The following is a 17922-nucleotide window of genomic DNA, read 5'->3' as shown; positions in this document are numbered from 1 at the left end:
TACTCTTATCTTTTTCCGGAAGAATCAGAAAGTAAAACAGGTATTAAGAATAAATTAATCCAGTAGGAATGAAGGAAAACCGCAGGGATTTTATTAGGAGAAGTGCTTCTCTGGCCGCAGCATTATCGGTGGGTGGCGTAAACACTGCTTTCGCAGATACCTTGGCCCAAAACGTAAAAGTTAATTCGGAACTAAAATCAATAGACAAAGACGCCGGCATGGAGATGGGCTCGGCTTATTTCTACGGCATTGAAGCAAATAAATAATTGATAGAACTGGCGAAGCAAATGGATGCCTTAGGTTCCGTTGCCGGCATAGACCTGCGCCTGACCAGCTTAACTGATGTAAAACCCTGGGAATACAAAGCCATAGCCGGCGTAAATGTAATTATTTATACCGGCTAAAATCGTAATCACAAAAGCAGCACCTGTTTACAAATGCCCCCATTTAAACAATAGCAAAAATGAGGTTATCAGCAGCTTTATTTAAAAGAAAAGGCATAAACCGGATTAATATACCAGTTATGCCTTTTATTATTTAACTCAGAAATTGCTTAAAGCAATTTTTCTTTTAACTTAACCATTATCGACCTACTACTTTCATCGTGCCCTGCATCACGTAAAAATGGCCGGGAACGGTACATACATAAGTGTATTCGCCGGGCTTATCCGGAGCCGTGAAGTAAATAGTTTCGGTGGTATTAGGTTGCAGCAGAATAGTATGGTAAAGCACCTTATCCGTGTTGGGAATATAATTTTTCTGCTGGCCTTCTAGGCCTAACTTCATGGCCTGCTCCCCTACCTGAATGGCCGTTCCGGGCATTACTACCACAAAGTTGTGCAGCATATCATCGTCATTAATAAAAACCACTTTTACTTTGCTGCCGGCTTTAACCTGAAACTGCGACGGCTCAAACTTGAGGCCTGGCTTAGTACCAATATTAATGGTATAATCAGCTTCGCCGTTCCAGGCAGCCGGGGGTGAAGTCAGGCGTTTTGCGGTGGTGCGGGTTGCAGTGCTACTGGCAGCAGATTTGGCGTTTGTTGCCGGAGCTGCTTTCTGCGGTGCTGGCTTGCGGGCTGCTGCCACCATAGCCGCATGGTCGTGACCGGCCGTAGAAGCTGTTAGGGTTAATTTTTCGCCATCTGGCAAGTTGTTCAGCGTATAGTAACCTACGTTGTGCAGCAAAGGCCTGCCATTATTAGACTTTATACCCTCAGCCGTGATCTCATGAATATACCCCAGGCGCAACGCATCTACTGCCAGGCGCACTTTGCGGCCATCTTCCGAAACCACTACGCCCCGGATAGGACACCCTGCATTATTGATAACCGGGCTACCGTAGTTGGCATGGTACTTATAATTAAAGCCGGTAACTTTATAAGAAGCAGGGTTGGCTGCGGTAGCTTTATCAACGGGGTGCGTAAATTCTATTTCGAAACCATCGGGCATAGCGCGTACGGTTTTCATTTCGAAAGGCGTTTTACCGGTCCAGACCAAGCGTTGTAAGCTAAATAATTCTTTACCGGTAGAAGACCAGCCCCGGCTCGTCATCCCCACAAACATGGAGCCATCGTTGCCCCACACCTGCCGCAGAATCCCCGATGAAAAACCTTCGCGAAAAGGAAATACCACGCCCTGGTACTCGCCTTTAACTTTTTCCAGGTCTACGCGCATTATTTTACTCTGTCCCTGGTCGCCGACAAACAATTGGTTCTGGAAAGGTCCGAATTTACCTTTGGTATTGTCGTTGAGTAAACCGGAGGTAGAAATACCCAGAATTCCGTGGGGCAGCCATACTGCCGGTGCTTTTAATTCGGGTACGCGCTTAGCTACATCGTACAAAGGTTCGCCGGTGTTGGGTACACCTTCGGGCTTTAATCTTATAGGAGATCCGGGTAAACTGGTCCAGCGGAGGCTTTCGGCGTTACCCACAAAATCGCCTTTTTCTACGTGTGTAATGCGGCCCGAACCAACCCAATCGCCCTGATTTTCGGTGTAGAAGAAATCGCCCGCGCCGTTAAAACCATAACCGGCCGGCGAACGCATACCCATAGCAAAAGGTATCATCTGGCCATCTGGCGTAATCTCTAAAGCCCAGCCGCGCCAGGGCACCAAACTTACTCCGTGCCCCAAACTATTACTCCAGCCCACATTCAGCGTAACCAGCATATTGCCGTTTGGCAGAAAAGTAGGTCCGTAAGAATATTCGTGGTAATTACCCGATAGCGGCCAGGAATAAATTTTATCATACGAATCAGCTTGGCCATCGCCATCCGAATCGCGCAGACGGGTTAGTTCGCTGCGTTGCGTTACGTAAATATCGCCGTCTTTGTAAGCCAGGCCCAGAGGTTCGTGTAAACCGTAGGCAAACCGCTTAAAGGTAGGTCTTGCGTTACCCGAAATGGCTGGGTTCGATACCAGCCACACCTCTCCCCGGCGGGTACAAACAGCCAGGCTGCCATCGGGCAAAGTAGCCATACCGCCCACCTCCAAGATAATATCTTCGGGTACCGGTAAGGAAATTAGTTTGTAAAAATCGTCTTCTTTTTCCGGCGCGGGTTCTATTTTGGCTAAGCCTTGTGGAGCGGGTGCCGGTTGCTTGCTGCCGGTTTCCGGGGTAATCTTTTTTGCCTGGGCCCAAACCGGTGCATTATTTAGGAAAAGCAGTCCGGCGGCTATTAAAGAGGCCTTAGCTATATGGTTAAACTTATTTTTTATGTTCATGCTATTGTAATCCAAAATTTAAAACCCTTACCACACAATTGAATATTTTACCACGCTCGTATTGTCTTTTGCCTTAACCGGCAGCAGCATTTCTTTCGTGTTTTGGGAAGTACTCCGAATAATTGGTTTTACTTTGCCGGGAAGTTCTATGTAATATTGTTTACCATTAACGGCGTACAAGCCATTCGGCAGTTTGGTAATATCACTGCCTTCAGCTACCCGGCACCAGATTTCCTGTTTTTCCTGACCCGGATTTACGGTAAAACTATGCGTCAATTTGCGGCCACCATCTTCCGGTTCCAAAGTTTCCCGTACGGTGGCGTTACCTAAAGCGTATTTAAATATTGGCCGACCGGCTTTGGTAACATCATAACCTTGGTAGGTATAAGCTGCATTGGAATCGGGCCAGGCAGCATTCGCATCGGCTAAAAAAGAAAGGGATGGCTTTCCGGAAAACTGGATAACGCTCCCCATTGGTACCGATAATTGGGTTTCACCGCGGCCGTGCCACATCGGGGTTGCTTCTATAAAATTACCCCGCCAGATTTGCAGAAAATCGCCCCGGCGCAGGTCTACCGTATAATTGGTACCAACTGGCTCGCCTACCGAAATCACGTGGGTTCTTTTCCGGCCTTGGTGCTCGACAAAGCCTCTCAGCATAACCGGTTCGTTTGGCGCTTTTACCAGGATAGGGCTTACCGGCTCTTCGGCGCGTAAAGGCGTATTCAGGGCATTGTAAGCTACCCCGGGGCCACCTACCGATAATGTAATATCGTTGCTGCGGGCGTACCAGTAAGCCGAACTTTTAAAATAAGTAAGCACTATGGGGTGCGTGCCTTTTTCGAGCTTAATCCGGCCCGAAGCAATGCCGGTACGGCCGGTAACCGTTAACACTTTGTTATTGCCTATGGTTAATTCGCCGGCTCCGTTAATATAGTTTGGGTTGGTATCCATCGGAATCCAGGCTAGGTTCAGGTTAAATAGATATTCGCCGGAAACCGGAATATTGATAGTACCCAATATTTTGCCGGCAAATTTATCGCGGTTGGCGGGCGCTAAATGCGCCAGCACATTCACATCCATTTCGGCCTTTGGCTGAATTTTGTTAAAATCTTCCAGGGTTTTAATATTGCCTTCATAAGACTGCAATTTCAGGTCCGATAAGGTTACCACTTCGGTGCCATAGCTAATGTATTTAATATTCCGGATGGCTACCGCGCCGTGGTCGCCCTGAATCATAAGCGGACCCAGCGGCTTCTCGTCTTCAAAAGCGCTTGACCGGGTAGGGCCGCCAATTTCCACGTTTTTGTGCAGGGTAACACCATTTAGTATAATTTCTACAAATCGGGCATTTTCGGTTTTTTGACCCTGGGCATTAAAGCGGGGTGCACGAAACACAATGCGGTAATGCTGCCACAAACCCGGTGCTTTGCCTACATTCTGGGCGGGGGCATGGCCTTCGTACCCTTTCTTGCCGGAGGGCCGGTTCTCGTCCCAGCGCTCGTAAATAGCCCCTACATCGGTTACTTTCGGGTTTTGCTCGCCCCACGAATCGAACATTTGCACTTCGTAGCGGCCTTGTAAATATACCCCGGCGTTAGAACCTTTCGCCATCATAAAATCGAGCTCCAGTTCTATATCGCCGTGCTCCAGGTTGGTAAACAAATGGCCTTTATCGTTTTTGGTGGGCGTATTGAGCAAAACGCCGGTACCCGGTGTAGTTTTAGTTTTACCGGCTTTTAAGGCATCAAAATAAACATCGCTTACCAGTTTCCAGTTGTTAGTAACGGGTTTAAAAGCGCTTAGGTCGGTAAGGGGAATGGTAGTGGCCGGAAAGCTATTTTCCTGCGCCCGGAGCGGCAGCAACTGGCCTGAACCGAGAAGTAAGAAGATTAAAAAAACTGCTATTCTTTTCAAAGCATTAAACTTTAACTAATAAATTATTCAAAATTATATTATTCAACGGCACTAAAAAAGCGTTCTGGTAATAATAAAAGAAAGCCATAACCCGGCAGATTATGGCTTTCTGTATTTGCATTAAACTTTCGGCTTATTTGTTAAACTGAATGGCATTCACGTTAACCAAATTATCGTTAGCGCCATCTTTTTTAGTTATTACAAAGTACAAATCGTGTTTACCAGTGGTAGGCGTCAGGGCGGCGGTAGCCTCCAGCCGTTTATCTTTAGCGGCAGCGGCCGTAAAAGCGGTAGTGCTTATTACCGGACCTTTTGGCGAACCCAGGTGTACTTCAATTTGTCCGTCGCGGCCCGTGGTACCCAAACGGTAAGTTAAGCCGCTAATTCCTGTTAAGTCTACGTTTTTAAACAGCAGGAAAGAACCGTTATGGGCATTGCCCAAGCTATTTCCCCAGCGATCAATATTATTCAACCGGTCAGCTTCCCAGCCACTCAGGCGGGCCGGCCGCAATGCCACTACCTGGCTGTTGGTTAAAAGCCCTACTGCCTTGCCACCTTTATCGGTATACGCCGCGAGCAACACATACTGGCCCCGCTGACGCTTGCCTACATGTTGGGTGAAATTCACGGTGCCTTCGGTTGGTAAATTATTCCGTTGTTTTTTGGCTTGGGCCAGCGATAAAATATACTTTACCATTTCGGAAGCATCCTGGTTAGATACCTGCGGATGCGCACTCATGGCGTGCTCGCCCCAGTTGCCGCCGCCACCCTGAATAATTTTCTTCGCCAACCGATCTACCGCACCCCCATCGCCTTTGTACCGTTGCGCCACTGCCGTAAACGACGGCCCCACCGAAACTTTATCTAGCGTATGGCAGGCTTTGCAGTCGCTGCCGGCAATCAGGGTTTTACCTAAAGTATTTGTTTCCTGCGTACTTAAAATCTGGTGGCCTACCAAAGCTTCGTTTTTCGCGGGCTGTTCGTTATAATCAAAATATACCTGTACTTTTTTCGGGTCGATTTTTACATCTTCCTTATCGTTTATTTTAACGGAATATTTCAGCGGGGTATTATCCCAATAAAAAGTTTGGTTGCCCGTGGTAGTAATGGCCACTTGCGGCAGTGAGTTACCTACTTTTACTTCAATGGTATCGGCACCTACGGCACCTGTTTTGTCGGTTACTTTTAAAATGGCCTGATAAATGCCATTGTTTGCGTAGGTAAAGGCGGGGTTAGCCTCGGTAGAACCAACGGTTTTGCCATCGAATAACCACTTATACATTACTTTGTCTTCTTCGTCGAAATCGTAGGTCTTTTTGCTGGAGAAAGTTACTTTAAAAGGTGCAACACCAATTGAATCGGAAGCGGCGGCTTTGGCTACCGGTGCCCGGTTACCCGGATTAAACTCGAACTTTACCAAGCGGGCATCTTCGTTATCGATACCATACACCGAACCGTATTCCAGCATGTACATTACGCCATCCTGGCCGAAAGCCAAATCAATGGGACGTTTGAAGTTGCCGGTAAATGGCAGAAAATCTTCGGTACGTTTGTAGCTCTCGTTTTCGTCGAGGCGAATTACTTTTACCCAGTTGCGCATCCAATCAAAAACAAACAAGCCTTTGTCGTAATATTCGGGAAACTTGAAAGCGGAGGTAGCATTTTTATTGAACTGAAAAAACTCACCGGCCATTGCACTGCGGCCACCATTGCCCAGTTCCGGAAACTCCGGCGAAACATCATACGGGTACCAGATCATGGCTTTCTGCGCGGGCGGCAGGTTTTTTAAACCCGTGTTGTTGGGAGAATTATTTACCGGGGCAGTTGCATTAAAAGGACCAGCGGCGGTTTTGGCGGCAAAGTCATAATCGTTATAGGGCTTAGTATCCCCGATGAAATAAGGCCAGCCGTAGTTGCCGGGCTTTTTAGCCTGGTTAAATTCATCATAACCTTTAGGCCCCTGCACTTCGCTGTCTTTACCAGAGTCCGGACCAATTTCACCCCAATAAATGCCACCAGAAACCGGGTGTACCGCCAGGCGGTACGGATTACGCAAACCCATGGTATAAATTTCGGGACGGGTGTTGGCAGTGCCTTTCGGGAATAAATTACCGGCCGGAATGGTGTAAGAGCCGTCGGTTTTCGGGTGAATGCGCAATATTTTGCCGCGTAAATCATTGGTGTTACCCGCCGAACGCTGGGCATCGTAAATTATCCGGCCTGGAATCTCATCAATCGGCGCGTGGCCGTTCGACTGGAAAGGAACCGTATTGTCGCCGGTGGCAATAATCAGGTTTTTATCTTTATCGAAAGCCAGGGAGCCGCCGTGGTGGGCACTAGCTTCCAATTCTACCGGAATCTGAATTAGAACTTTTTCGGTAGCTACATCCAGCGTATTATCGGCTTTCACGACAAACCGGGAAATGTAGTGCTTGTATTTTTCTTTTTCCGGCGAGTAGAAAACGTAAATAAAATTATTCTGCCCAAAATTTGGGTCCAGGGTTAAACCCAGTAAGCCTAAACCTTCTTTCGTTTCCACGGGGAACTGCCGCACCAGACTGGCTTGGCGGGTAGTTGGGCTATAAATCGATAATTTCCCGTTCCGTTCGCCGTAAAATACCCGCCCATCGGGGGCTACGGCTAATTCCATCGGCTCGTTAAGGTCGTTTACCAAAGTGGTCCGCACAAACCGGTTTTCTTCGGGAACCTGCACAGCGTAAGATTTGCGGTAATCCAGCGGCTTGCCATCGCCAATAGCATATTTTAGGCCGCCCAACAGGTGGCCCAGAAAAACCGGATCGACATAGCTTTCTTCGGTGTGGCCTAAACCGGTGTAAAAAGAACGGCCACCATCGTACTCGTGGTACCAGATTATGGGGTGGTTTTCGCCGTTAATGCCGCCCTGGTAAGTAGTTTCGTCGAGGTTGGCAAGTACTTTTATGTTAGGGTTGATGGATTTGTAGTTGTACCACTCGTCCAGACGCTGCCATTTATCGGGCAAGGCGGCCGTAGCCGGGTGGCTTTTATCCAGCACGTTAACGGTAGCCGTTTGGTTATGCGGATGGCTCGCAAAATAAGCGCCTACGAGTTTGTTGTACCAAGGCCACTCGTATTCGGTATCGGCGGCAGCATGAATTCCTACAAAGCCCCCACCCGCCTGGATGTAGCGCTCAAAGGCTACCTGCTGCTGGGCATTCAGCACGTTCATGGTAGTACTTAAAAATATTACCGCCTGGTAGTTTTGCAGACTGTCCTGGGTAAAGTAACGGGCGTTTTTGGTGGTATCTACCCGGATGTTATTTTCATGGCCCAGCTTCTGTAGGGCAGCAATGCCGTTAGGAATAGAACTGTGTTTCCAGCCGGCGGTTTTAGAAAACACTAAGATACGGGGTGTTTTGGCACGGGCACTGGTACCTTTGGAGCTTAAGCAGGAATATAAGCCCACCGAAACGCCGGTCAGACATAGCAGATAAAGCCATACCCGCGCGGTAAATTTAGAAGTAGACATGGGTGGAATAGATGGATAATATTTAGTGAACCGGTAACTGCCTTATTGTTGGTTTTACAATTTCCAAAAATACTATATTTTCTTAATTTAAAACAACCATTTTTCAGGAAAATACAACCATCAAACAAATTTTATTACCCACTGTTCCTAGTCTCGCAAGCACCTGAATATTTGCATCTTAAAAGAAGCTACTTAGATTGGTTCCAGTAGATTTTCAGATTCTTCGTAGCCCGGCCGGCTGCTACAATATCGGGTTTACCATCATTGTTTAAATCCTGCACTCTTAGGTCTTCGGTGGCCATGCCGTTATCGTCTATCCAGTGTGCTTGCCATTGGGTACCGGCTTTGTCGGTGGGCACATATAGTTTTATGCCTACTTTGTTTTCAGCGTTGGGAACGCGCCAGCCGGCCACAATCTGGTCGCGGCCTAAACCTAATAAATCAGCGGTGGCCAGCCCGTGACCTTCTTTCAGATTTTCGTCGAGTACCTTACGGGTAGTATTTTTTCCGAGCACGGAAACTGCCAAAGTGGTGCCGTGCATGGGCTCAATGGTAGCTAAAAACTTTTGGTTGCCGCCCAGGTTGCCCACCCGCACCTCACCGGTACCCTGTCCTACTCCGCTTATTATAGCCGCTTTGCCGGTCGTTTTCTTATCGCTAAAATTCGAAATTAATCTAACGCCTTCTTTACTGGCAATGTACAGGTCGGTGCATTGCGGTGATTTGGTTTCTACCACGTCCAGGTTATGCGTTAGGTGCAGGGCATCGTCGAGGGTAACGGTAGCCCAGGAACTCCGGGGATTCTGCGGCATTTTATAGGCCAATACTTTTACGCCGGCTCCTTCGCCGCCCTTATTACCCCGGCCGTGTAGCGGTAACACCACCAGGTAATTAGTACCTTCGGCTGATTTTACCCAGCGCATCCGATGCACCGTAGGCTCATGCGGTAATTTTACAGCTTCCCATTTTTGCGTAGGATCCTGCGGCCGAATCAAATAATGAACCGAACCGGATTTAGCCAAATCGCTGGTTTCACCAGGGTTCCATTGGGCGCCTACCGCTATTTCTACTTTACCATCGCCATCCAGGTCGCGGGCGGCCAGGCATACATTGTCACTTTCGGTGAGGTTTTCTACCATCACAAACCGCTTCCAGTCGCCGTTGCGGTACCATACAAATTGTTTTTTATCGGCCAGCAAAATATCTTTTTTACCGTCGCCGTCCACGTCTTCCAGGGCCAGACCGTAGCCAATGGCAATATTCGCATCAATGATCTGGGCTTCGAAGCGGGGCGTGGGATCAGCCAGGAATAACCATTTTACCACGAAGGCAACTAAGATAAAAATATACACCATGGCAATTGCTTTTACAGATTAGTAATTAAAATAAATATTTTTGAATATGGCGGCCAAATTTCAGAGGCATAGCCATTATTTAAAATTAACCGGCGGCGAAGAGAACCAGAAAATATTGGCCGGGTTAATCAAACCAGAATAAATACTTTATATTTCAGGTTCTGATTTTAAGGTAGAATATTTCGGTAGCATTCACAAATCAAGCTGAATATTCTGTCTAAAATATTGATTTATAAATTAACAGTTAAATGCGGTTAATTATCTACCAATAAATAAGATATTCACCCATAATGTCTATATTTCTTGCTTAAGCCAGGTACTTTAATTCTTACATTAACTTCCGTAATAATTACTGCCTGGCTTCTGTTGCAGAAAAATTTCAGGCGATTTACTTTAGGTAGTTTAACTAATTACCTCCCGAATTTATATATTAACCTGTCAACTGCCTTGGCTGTACTAAATCCAATCATAACCATGCGAAAGCGAAAACAACTTATAGGCTGCTTCCTAATATTATGCTTTTATCTGTCGGTAACAACAACCTGGGCCCAGAACGCCAAGGGCAAATGGTATAAAGGCAACACGCACAGTCATTCTTACTGGAGCGATGGCGATGATTTCCCGGAGATGATCATGGATTGGTATAAATCCAACGGCTATGATTTTATTGCGCTGTCGGACCATAATATTCTGGCCCAGGGCGAATTCTGGAAGCAAATTCCAACGCACCCGTTCCGGCAGCAGCGGTTCCGGGAATATTTAACCAAATACGGCGAAAAATGGGTTACCTACAAAACCGATTCGGCGGGTAAAATTAGTGTGAAGCTGAAAACCCTGGCCGAATACCGGCCCTTATTTGAAGAAAAAGGCAAGTTCCTGATTATTCAGGCGGAAGAAATTACGGACGGCTTCCAGGGTAAGCCTATTCACATGAACGCTATAAATGTGAAAGAACTAATTAAACCTCAGGGCGGCAACAGTGTAGCGGAGGTAATGCAAAACAACCTGAACCAGGTTTACGAGCAGCGCCAACGTACCGGCCAGCCCATGTTCCCGCACCTGAATCATCCTAATTTTGGTTGGGCTATTAAAGTAGAAGATATGCTGGAGTTAAAAGGCGAACGCTTTTTTGAGGTATATAACGGACATCCACACGTGCATAATTACGGCGATTCGGTAACGATTGGCATGGAAGAACTGTGGGACCGGCTGCTAACCCATTACTTGAAACAAGGCAAACCGCTGCTTTATGGCTTAGCCACCGACGACTCGCATAATTACCTGGAGCAAAAAGTTGGGCTGAGCAATCCGGGCCGGGGCTGGATTATGGTTCGGGCGAAAGAACTTACACCCGCTGCCTTAATCGAAGCCATGGAAGCCGGTGATTTTTACGCCACCACGGGCGTAGAACTGGAAGAAGTAACCTACAAAAAAGGCCAACTGGCCGTACAGGTAAAACCAGAATCCGGCATCAACTACACCATTCAGTTCTGGGGGCCCAATGCATCTGGCAATGGCCAGGCCGGCCGGGTATTAAAAGAAGTAAAAGGCACCAAAGCCACCTACAAACTTCAGGCAAAAGACCTGTACGTGCGGGCAAAAGTTATTTCTTCTAAACGCCAGAAGAATCCTTTTCAGGAAGGCGATTTGGAAACCGCCTGGACCCAACCGGTTACCAAATGAAAGTTATTTAGAATGTTCTGATAAAAAGAAGTACTCGGATAGCACTAGGTTTAAGTAATCCAGTCGGTCATTCAGGAGGAACCTATTTAGCAGGTAGCCAACAAGTTTCCTTCTGAATGACAGACTTGAATTTCAGATGCCAAAAATTTTCTACCGCTACATAAGGTTTTCTAAAGTCATAAATGAATATTTATGCAAGAACAATTTAAGCCAGAACCCCTTTTACTACTTTCCCGGCTACATCCGTCAGGCGGTAGCGGCGGCCCTGGTGCTTAAATATTAGTTGCTCGTGGTCGATGCCCATTAAATGCAGCATGGTAGCCTGGAAATCATGTACGTGTACCGGGTTCTTTACAATGTTATAGCCGAAGTCATCGGTCTGGCCGTAAGTAATGCCTTTTTTGATGCCCGCGCCAGCCATGAAAATAGTAAAACACCGCGGGTGGTGGTCGCGGCCGTACATATCGGGCGTAAGTTTGCCCTGCGAATAATTGGTACGGCCAAATTCGCCGCCCCAGATTACCAGCGTATCTTCCAATAAACCCCGTTGCTTTAAATCTTTAATCAACGCCGCCGATGGTTGGTCCACCGATTTAGCCATGTGCCGGATATCGTTGGGTAGGTTGCCGTGCTGGTCCCAGCCCTGGTGGTAAAGCTGCACAAAACGCACGTCTTTCTCAATTAAGCGGCGGGCCAGCAGGCAGTTGGCGGCAAAGGTGCCGGGCTTTTTAGAATCTTCGCCGTACATATCATAAATATAATCCGGTTCGCGGCTAATATCCAGCGTTTCGGGCACCGACGATTGCATCCGGTAAGCCATTTCGTACTGGGCAATCCGCGAATTTATTTCTTCGTCGTACACGTGCTGGTACTGCGCTTCGTGCAGTTTGGCCAGGTGATCAAGTACCCGGCGGCGGCTCATTTTGTCTATGCCGTTGGGGTTGTTCAGGTAAAATACCGGGTTCTCGCCCGACCTAAAAATAACCCCCTGGTGTTCCGAAGGCAGAAAACCATTGCCCCACAATTTAGCATAAAGCGGCTGGTCGCCTTCGCGGCCCCGCGACAATAATACCACAAAGGCCGGCAAATTCTGGTTTTCGCTGCCCAAGCCGTAGCTCAACCAGGATCCCATACTGGGCCGGCCCGCCTGCTGGCTGCCCGTCTGGAAAAAAGTAACGGCCGGGTCGTGGTTAATGGCTTCAGTAAACATCGATTTAATAAAGCACAGTTCATCGGCCACTTTACCAATGTGCGGCAATAATTCCGATAACTCCGCCCCACTTTTGCCGTGCCGCTTAAACTCAAATTTACCCATGGCTAACGGAAACGATTTCTGGTTCGAGGTCATGCCGGTTAAGCGCTGATTGCCCCGGATGGAGGCTGGCAACTCCTGCCCGAATAGCTCCTTCAGTTTGGGCTTGTAATCGAAAAGCTCTAGTTGCGACGGCGCCCCGCTCTGAAACAAATAAATTACCCGTTTAACCTTGGGGGCAAAGTGCGGCAGCACCGGTTTGGGGTTGGTATCCCCAAACAATTGCTGGGGCAACAGCGACGATAACGCAGCCAATCCTACCCCAGCCAGGCTGGTGCGAGTCAGGAATTCGCGCCGGTTCATCTGTTTGGCTACTTCTTCGTGGTGGTGATGGTAACACATGGCTGTTTAATTATCGCTTAATCACAAATTCATCAAAATTCATCAGGGTATTGGCCACTACGGCACAGGTTGCCAACTCGGCCGACCGCAAGGTTTTGTCTCTTTTGGTTTCCCCTTCCTGCAGAAGCTTCTCGGCCTGGTCCGGATGCTGCTTAAAACTTTGTAGTTCTTCCTGGTAAAGATTTTTTAGGATATTCAGTTCATCCGGGCGAGGAAAACGACTGGTCAGGGCGCGGAACGCGTAGGTAATTTGGGCTTCCGGGGTGCTGCCGCCGGTTTTTAGCATTTGTTCACCCAATACCCGGCTGGCTTCTACAAATTGTACATCGTTCAGCAGAACCAGGGCCTGCAAAGGTGTACTGGTTTTTTGCCGGCGGATGCTGCACATGTAGCGGTCGGGCACGTCGAAGTTAATCATGGCCGGGTGCGGCGAGCTGCGTTTCCAGATGGTGTACAAACTGCGGCGGTACAAATCTTCGCCTTTACCCCGCTCGTATTTTACGGCATTGCGCACGGCCAAGGCTTCCCAAACGCCGGCTGGCTGGTAAGGAAACACGCTCTTGCCACCTACTTTTTTCACCAGCAAGCCACTTGCTGCCAAGGCGTTATCCCGGATCATTTCGGCTGATAGCCGGTACGAGGGTGCCCGGCTGAATAATTTATTATCCGGGTCTGAGGTTCTGCTTTGCTCTGTAGCCACAGAAGATTGGCGGTAGGTAGCTGACATCACCATGGTCTTCAGGAGGCCTTTTACGTTCCAGCCACTTTCGCGAAAATTAACCGCTAGCCAATCGAGTAATTCGGGGTGCGTGGGTAAGTCGCCCTGGTTGCCAAAGTCTTCGGCCGTTTTTACAATGCCCTGCCCAAAGCACTGTTGCCAGAACCGGTTTACAGCTACGCGGCTAAACAAGGGCTGCTCTTCGCTCAATAACCAACGGCTTAGGCCCAGGCGGTTTTGCGGCATATTTTTATTTAAAGCCAATACATTTTCGGGCGTAGCGGGTGTTACCCGTTCTCCGGGGGCATCGTAAGCGCCGCGATCGAGGATAAAAGCCGGCCGGGGTTGGGGTAATTCTTTATACACCATTACCTCTTCCTGATTCGTCAGGAGCTCGTTTTCTTTCGCGCGCTGAGCTGCTAATTGCGCCTGCACCTGCGCGTATTGCTTGTCGAAAGCCAGTAAATAATATTGGAATAATTGTTCCTGCTGCGTTTTAGATAAATCAGCCACCGGCGTTTTCAACAGATCCGTAATAATATTTGGCTGCCCGGACAACTGCGTTACCTCCAACGGCGATAATTGCCGGTTATACGCCTGGAATTCATCGAAAGCAACGTTATTGATTGATTTGACGGAACCTTGCCCCAGCCGGAAATGATGAAGCCCCCAGTTAGCTTTATCTTTGGCGTAAAGCATACTTTGCTGCAGGTTATCGTTGATTACTTTTAAATTCGTCTTCCGGCCATCAATATAAAACTGAATGCCTTTGGCTTTGCTGCTGCCATCATACGTTAGGGCCAGGTGGCGCCATTTTTTGGGGGAAATTTTCTGGCGGGTTACCAGTTCGATGCCGTTGGCCGGGTAAACGTGCGTCAGCCGGATGCTAAGCGTTCCGTCTTTGTTCAGGTCGCAGGAGTAACCCCGCCAGTTATCTAATATGCCGTTGGTGCGGTTAAACAGCGGCCCTTCTTCACCTACGTTACCACTATTTACCCAAAGGCTGATGCTAAAGGGCTGGTGCCGGTCAAATGTCAGGTGTTCGTTAAACTCAATGCCCATGTCGCCGTCTACCCGGACGGCCTGCCCGAATTGCCCCGGTACGGCCACCGGGCTTTTGCCTTCTTCCCCACTCCGGTAAGCCGCGGTTAAAGGTGTTTTCAGGGCGTTCTTCGGCTCTTTCTCGTCGAAAGTAAAATGGCCAATTAAACCCGGTTTAGCCGCTACTGTTTTTTCGGTTTTTTTTGCCGCCGTGGCTAACCACTGCCGAAAGCTTTGCTCATAAGGCCCGGTATTTTGTGCTTTTTCTTCCAGCGGTTTAATATTGGTGCGGATATAGGACAGTATTTTTTCGGCTTCGGGTGTGGTCAATATCAGGGAAGGACTGGCTTCGCCGGTGTAAGGTATTTCGCCGGATTCGTTGTTGTTATTAAAGAAAGCGCTCAGTTGATAATAATTTTTCTGCGAGATGGGATCGTACTTGTGGTCATGGCAACGGGCACATTCGGTACTAAGGGCCAGGAAAGTTTTGCCAAAAGTGTTTACCCGGTCGGCCACGTACTCGGTGCGGTACTCTTCGTCTACAATGCCGCCTTCCTGGCTTTGCGGGTGGTTGCGCAAAAAGCAGGTAGCCATTATTTGCTCGCGGGTAGGGTTTGGTAATAAATCGCCGGCCAGTTGCCAGGTAATAAATTTATCGTAGGGCAGATTTTTATTGAAGGCATTTATCACCCAGTCGCGCCAGGGGTAAGCGTTGCGCAGGCCATCGTCCTGGTAGCCGTGGGTATCGGCGTAGCGGGCCACGTCCAGCCAATCCACCGCCAGCCGTTCGCCAAAATGCGGCGACTGCAGCAGCCGGTCTACTACCTTTTCGTAAGCCTTCGGCGATTTATCGGCCAGGAATGCATCTATTTCGGCAATGGTGGGTGGCAAGCCGGTGAGGTCGAAGGAAAGGCGGCGGATTAATGTTTCGCGGCTGGCTTCCGGGTTTGGCTTCAGGCCTTTCTCTTCCAGCTTCGCCAACACAAACCGGTCAATCGGGTTTTTAACCCAGGCAATATTTTTAACTTTTGGCAATTCCGGCTTTTTCGGGGCCACCAGCGACCAGTGTGGCTGGTATTCGGCCCCGTCTTTTATCCACTTAATTAAGATTGCTTTTTCTTCGGCGGTTAACGTCAGGTGCGATTCCGGCGTGGGCATCATAAATTCCGGATCGGTACTGATAATACGGTGAAAAACTTCGCTTTTCGCGAGGTTCCCGCCTACCAGGGCAAACCGCCCGCTCTCCGCCTTTTTCTCGTGGGCGGCTGGTAAATCCAGCCGGAGGTCGTTTTCTACTTTATTTTTATCGGGTCCGTGGCAGGCAAAACACCGATCCGATAAAATAGGTTTTACGTGCCGGTTATAATCTATTTGTTCCGGCACTTTTGCCAGGGCCAATTCCACTTCCCGGGGCAGTTCGGGTTCGCTGCAACTCCAAAGCGCTAGCAGCACAACCAGTAAACCGGAATATTTTATTTTGCCTTTCATAACGTGCCAGTCGTGTCGGTGGTGCTTTGGAAATTAACATGGAGGCCATTACCACGGGCTTTCTGGAGGGCTGCTACGCCTTGCGGGGTAACCTGCGTTTGCCACAGATACAACGATTTCAAGCTCTTACAAGCCGTCAGACTCTTAAGCCCCGCATCAGAAACCTGGGTACCGTACAGGTTTAAGTAATGCAGATTAGTCAGCGGGGCCAGGTGCTTCAGGCCCGCATCGGTTACCGCTGTATTATCCAAACTCAGGCGGGTGAGGTTTTTAAAGCCTGCTAAAGGCTGCAAACCGGCATCCGAAATAGTAGAACCCGACATATCGAGCCACAGAATCTGCTCGCGCAGGTTAGCCAACAGTTGCATATCGGCATTGGAGAAGCTTTTGGCGTTTACAAGATTAGCAGTCAGGAAGGGGCTGTCTTTGGCTACGGGCATGAGTACCACGCCTTTATTTTGCAGTTGCCGCACATGTTCCGGGTTGGCCGGCGCAACTTTCACATCCGGTATTTCCGAAGGCTGGGTGCTTTCGGTATTCTGCCCGCTTCGCTGGCTAACTTCGGCAATAATTTCGTCAATATTCTGGTCTTTATCTACCTGGGCAACTTTTTTCTTAAAGTCGCCTTTGCCGGCCGTAATCCACCAATGAATTAATTGCACTTCGGCTTCGGTTAACTGGGGTTTGCCTTTTGGCGGCATCCGGTCGTCGTGGTTCAGAGGTAAAACCAGGCGTTTGTATAAATCGCTTTTGTCGGCATTGCCGGCCACCAATATTTCGCCATTTTCGCCGCCTTTAAGTAAATATTCTTCTGTGTCGAGGCGTAAGTCGCCTTTTTGTTTTTTGCTGCTGTGGCACTGCCAGCATTTCTGCTCCAGCACTGGCTCTACCAAATCCTGGTATACCAAAGCTTCGTTTACATTGGTAATGGGTGGGCGTTCTTTTTTACCGGGACCTTTACCGATTAAGGCATAAACCGGCTGGGTTAAATAATCATCGCCGTGGGTTAAGTTACCGCCGTAGTGCCCGGTAGCTGTTAGTAAAATAATTACCACCAGCACGGCCGGGGTTTGCAGTTTTTTAAAGATTGCTTTATTTCCAAACACAACTAATAAAACCGAAGATATTGCCAGACCGATGCCTAAATATTGGTGGGTATCTACAGATCCCTGATCGTAGCCACCGCTAAGTTTTAGCAAAAAACCAGCCACGCAGGCCAGCACCGCCGATACTGCCCCGGCAAACCAAAGCACTGGCATTAATAAACCGAAAGAAGCAAACTTTGGCCGACGGGCCAGAAAATGCAGACAAATGGCCAGCATTAAAATACCAATGGGCAAGTGCACCAGGAGCGGGTGTAAACGGCCAAAAAACAATAACAGGTTCTCCGACATAATGAATGGTGGTGATTAAAAAGGATAGATATATTAGGCCTGAATAGAGCAATATACAAAAAGACTCTACAATCTGAAAATTAGAAAAGTATAAACACTTATGTTATTTCATTACTTTATTTATAATTTTTTACAATATATATTTAAATAATATATGTGATTACACAATATAAAATCGAAAAACAGAAATCTCACTTGAGTTAGAAATTAATTAAAAATAATTTTGATTGCGTTTTTTATTTTAATTTGGCCTAAACTTTTGTAAATTATTGTTGAAAGTACATCCGAATTTTTGATAAACATTTCATTACTAATCAGTTACCAAAAGCGTATTAATTTAAATAAAAATATTTCAGGTACGTATTACAAATTGCATTTAACTGGCTGTAAAAAGCGGTGCATTGCTTCAATCAGAAAAGTGCCAAAATATTTCTCCG

10 protein-coding genes are annotated in these 17922 nt (G+C 47.9%); 3 read left to right on the top strand and 7 right to left on the bottom strand.

All coding sequences use genetic code 11. The annotated features are described in order from the left end of the window. Positions 1-68 precede the first annotated feature (68 nt). Positions 69-266, top strand: a complete 198-nt coding sequence (locus AAE02nite_RS02725) for a twin-arginine translocation signal domain-containing protein (RefSeq protein WP_146894910.1) — start codon at positions 69-71, stop codon at positions 264-266. After that, positions 267-404, top strand: a complete 138-nt coding sequence (locus AAE02nite_RS26180) for a hypothetical protein (protein WP_170252505.1) — start codon at positions 267-269, stop codon at positions 402-404. A 178-nt stretch (positions 405-582) separates the two neighbouring features. Here AAE02nite_RS26180 and AAE02nite_RS02720 read toward each other — a convergent pair whose 3' ends face one another. The 4 genes from AAE02nite_RS02720 to AAE02nite_RS02705 form a co-directional block, all read right to left on the bottom strand. Further along, positions 583-2727: a plastocyanin/azurin family copper-binding protein gene (locus tag AAE02nite_RS02720; RefSeq protein WP_146894909.1), complete on the bottom strand. Its 2145-nt coding sequence runs from the start codon at positions 2725-2727 to the stop codon at positions 583-585. Between the two features lie 27 nt (positions 2728-2754). Next, complete coding sequence (locus AAE02nite_RS02715; RefSeq protein ID WP_146894908.1) at positions 2755-4644, bottom strand: 3-keto-disaccharide hydrolase; 1890 nt, start codon at positions 4642-4644, stop codon at positions 2755-2757. A 133-nt stretch (positions 4645-4777) separates the two neighbouring features. Then, on the bottom strand, positions 4778-8152 hold the full coding sequence (locus AAE02nite_RS02710; RefSeq protein ID WP_146894907.1) for a ThuA domain-containing protein: 3375 nt from the start codon (positions 8150-8152) through the stop codon (positions 4778-4780). Between the two features lie 188 nt (positions 8153-8340). Continuing rightward, entirely contained in the window at positions 8341-9507 is a 1167-nt protein-coding gene (locus AAE02nite_RS02705) for an FG-GAP repeat domain-containing protein (RefSeq protein ID WP_146894906.1), read from the bottom strand. Between the two features lie 474 nt (positions 9508-9981). Between AAE02nite_RS02705 and AAE02nite_RS02700 the strand changes: the two genes are divergently transcribed. Next, positions 9982-11190, top strand: coding sequence for a CehA/McbA family metallohydrolase domain-containing protein (locus AAE02nite_RS02700; RefSeq protein ID WP_246150744.1), 1209 nt, complete (start codon positions 9982-9984; stop codon positions 11188-11190). A 205-nt stretch (positions 11191-11395) separates the two neighbouring features. Here the strand turns inward: AAE02nite_RS02700 and AAE02nite_RS02695 are convergent, their stop codons facing one another. The 3 genes from AAE02nite_RS02695 to AAE02nite_RS02685 are packed head-to-tail and all read right to left on the bottom strand — an operon-like array spanning position 11396 to position 17485. Then, positions 11396-12844: a DUF1501 domain-containing protein gene (locus tag AAE02nite_RS02695; protein ID WP_146894905.1), complete on the bottom strand. Its 1449-nt coding sequence runs from the start codon at positions 12842-12844 to the stop codon at positions 11396-11398. A gap of 10 nt (positions 12845-12854) precedes the next feature. After that, positions 12855-16091 (bottom strand): DUF1553 domain-containing protein, encoded by a 3237-nt coding sequence (locus AAE02nite_RS02690; protein ID WP_146894904.1) that lies wholly within the window; start codon positions 16089-16091, stop codon positions 12855-12857. Next, on the bottom strand, positions 16088-17485 hold the full coding sequence (locus AAE02nite_RS02685) for a c-type cytochrome domain-containing protein (protein WP_146894903.1): 1398 nt from the start codon (positions 17483-17485) through the stop codon (positions 16088-16090). Before AAE02nite_RS02685 ends, AAE02nite_RS02690 begins: the two co-directional genes overlap by 4 nt. Between the last annotated feature and the right edge of the window lie 437 nt (positions 17486-17922).

The organism is Adhaeribacter aerolatus (assembly GCF_007991635.1).
GTDB lineage: Bacteria > Bacteroidota > Bacteroidia > Cytophagales > Hymenobacteraceae > Adhaeribacter > Adhaeribacter aerolatus.
Note: the sequence above shows the minus strand (reverse complement) of the source record. Positions and strands in the feature narration are given on the sequence as shown.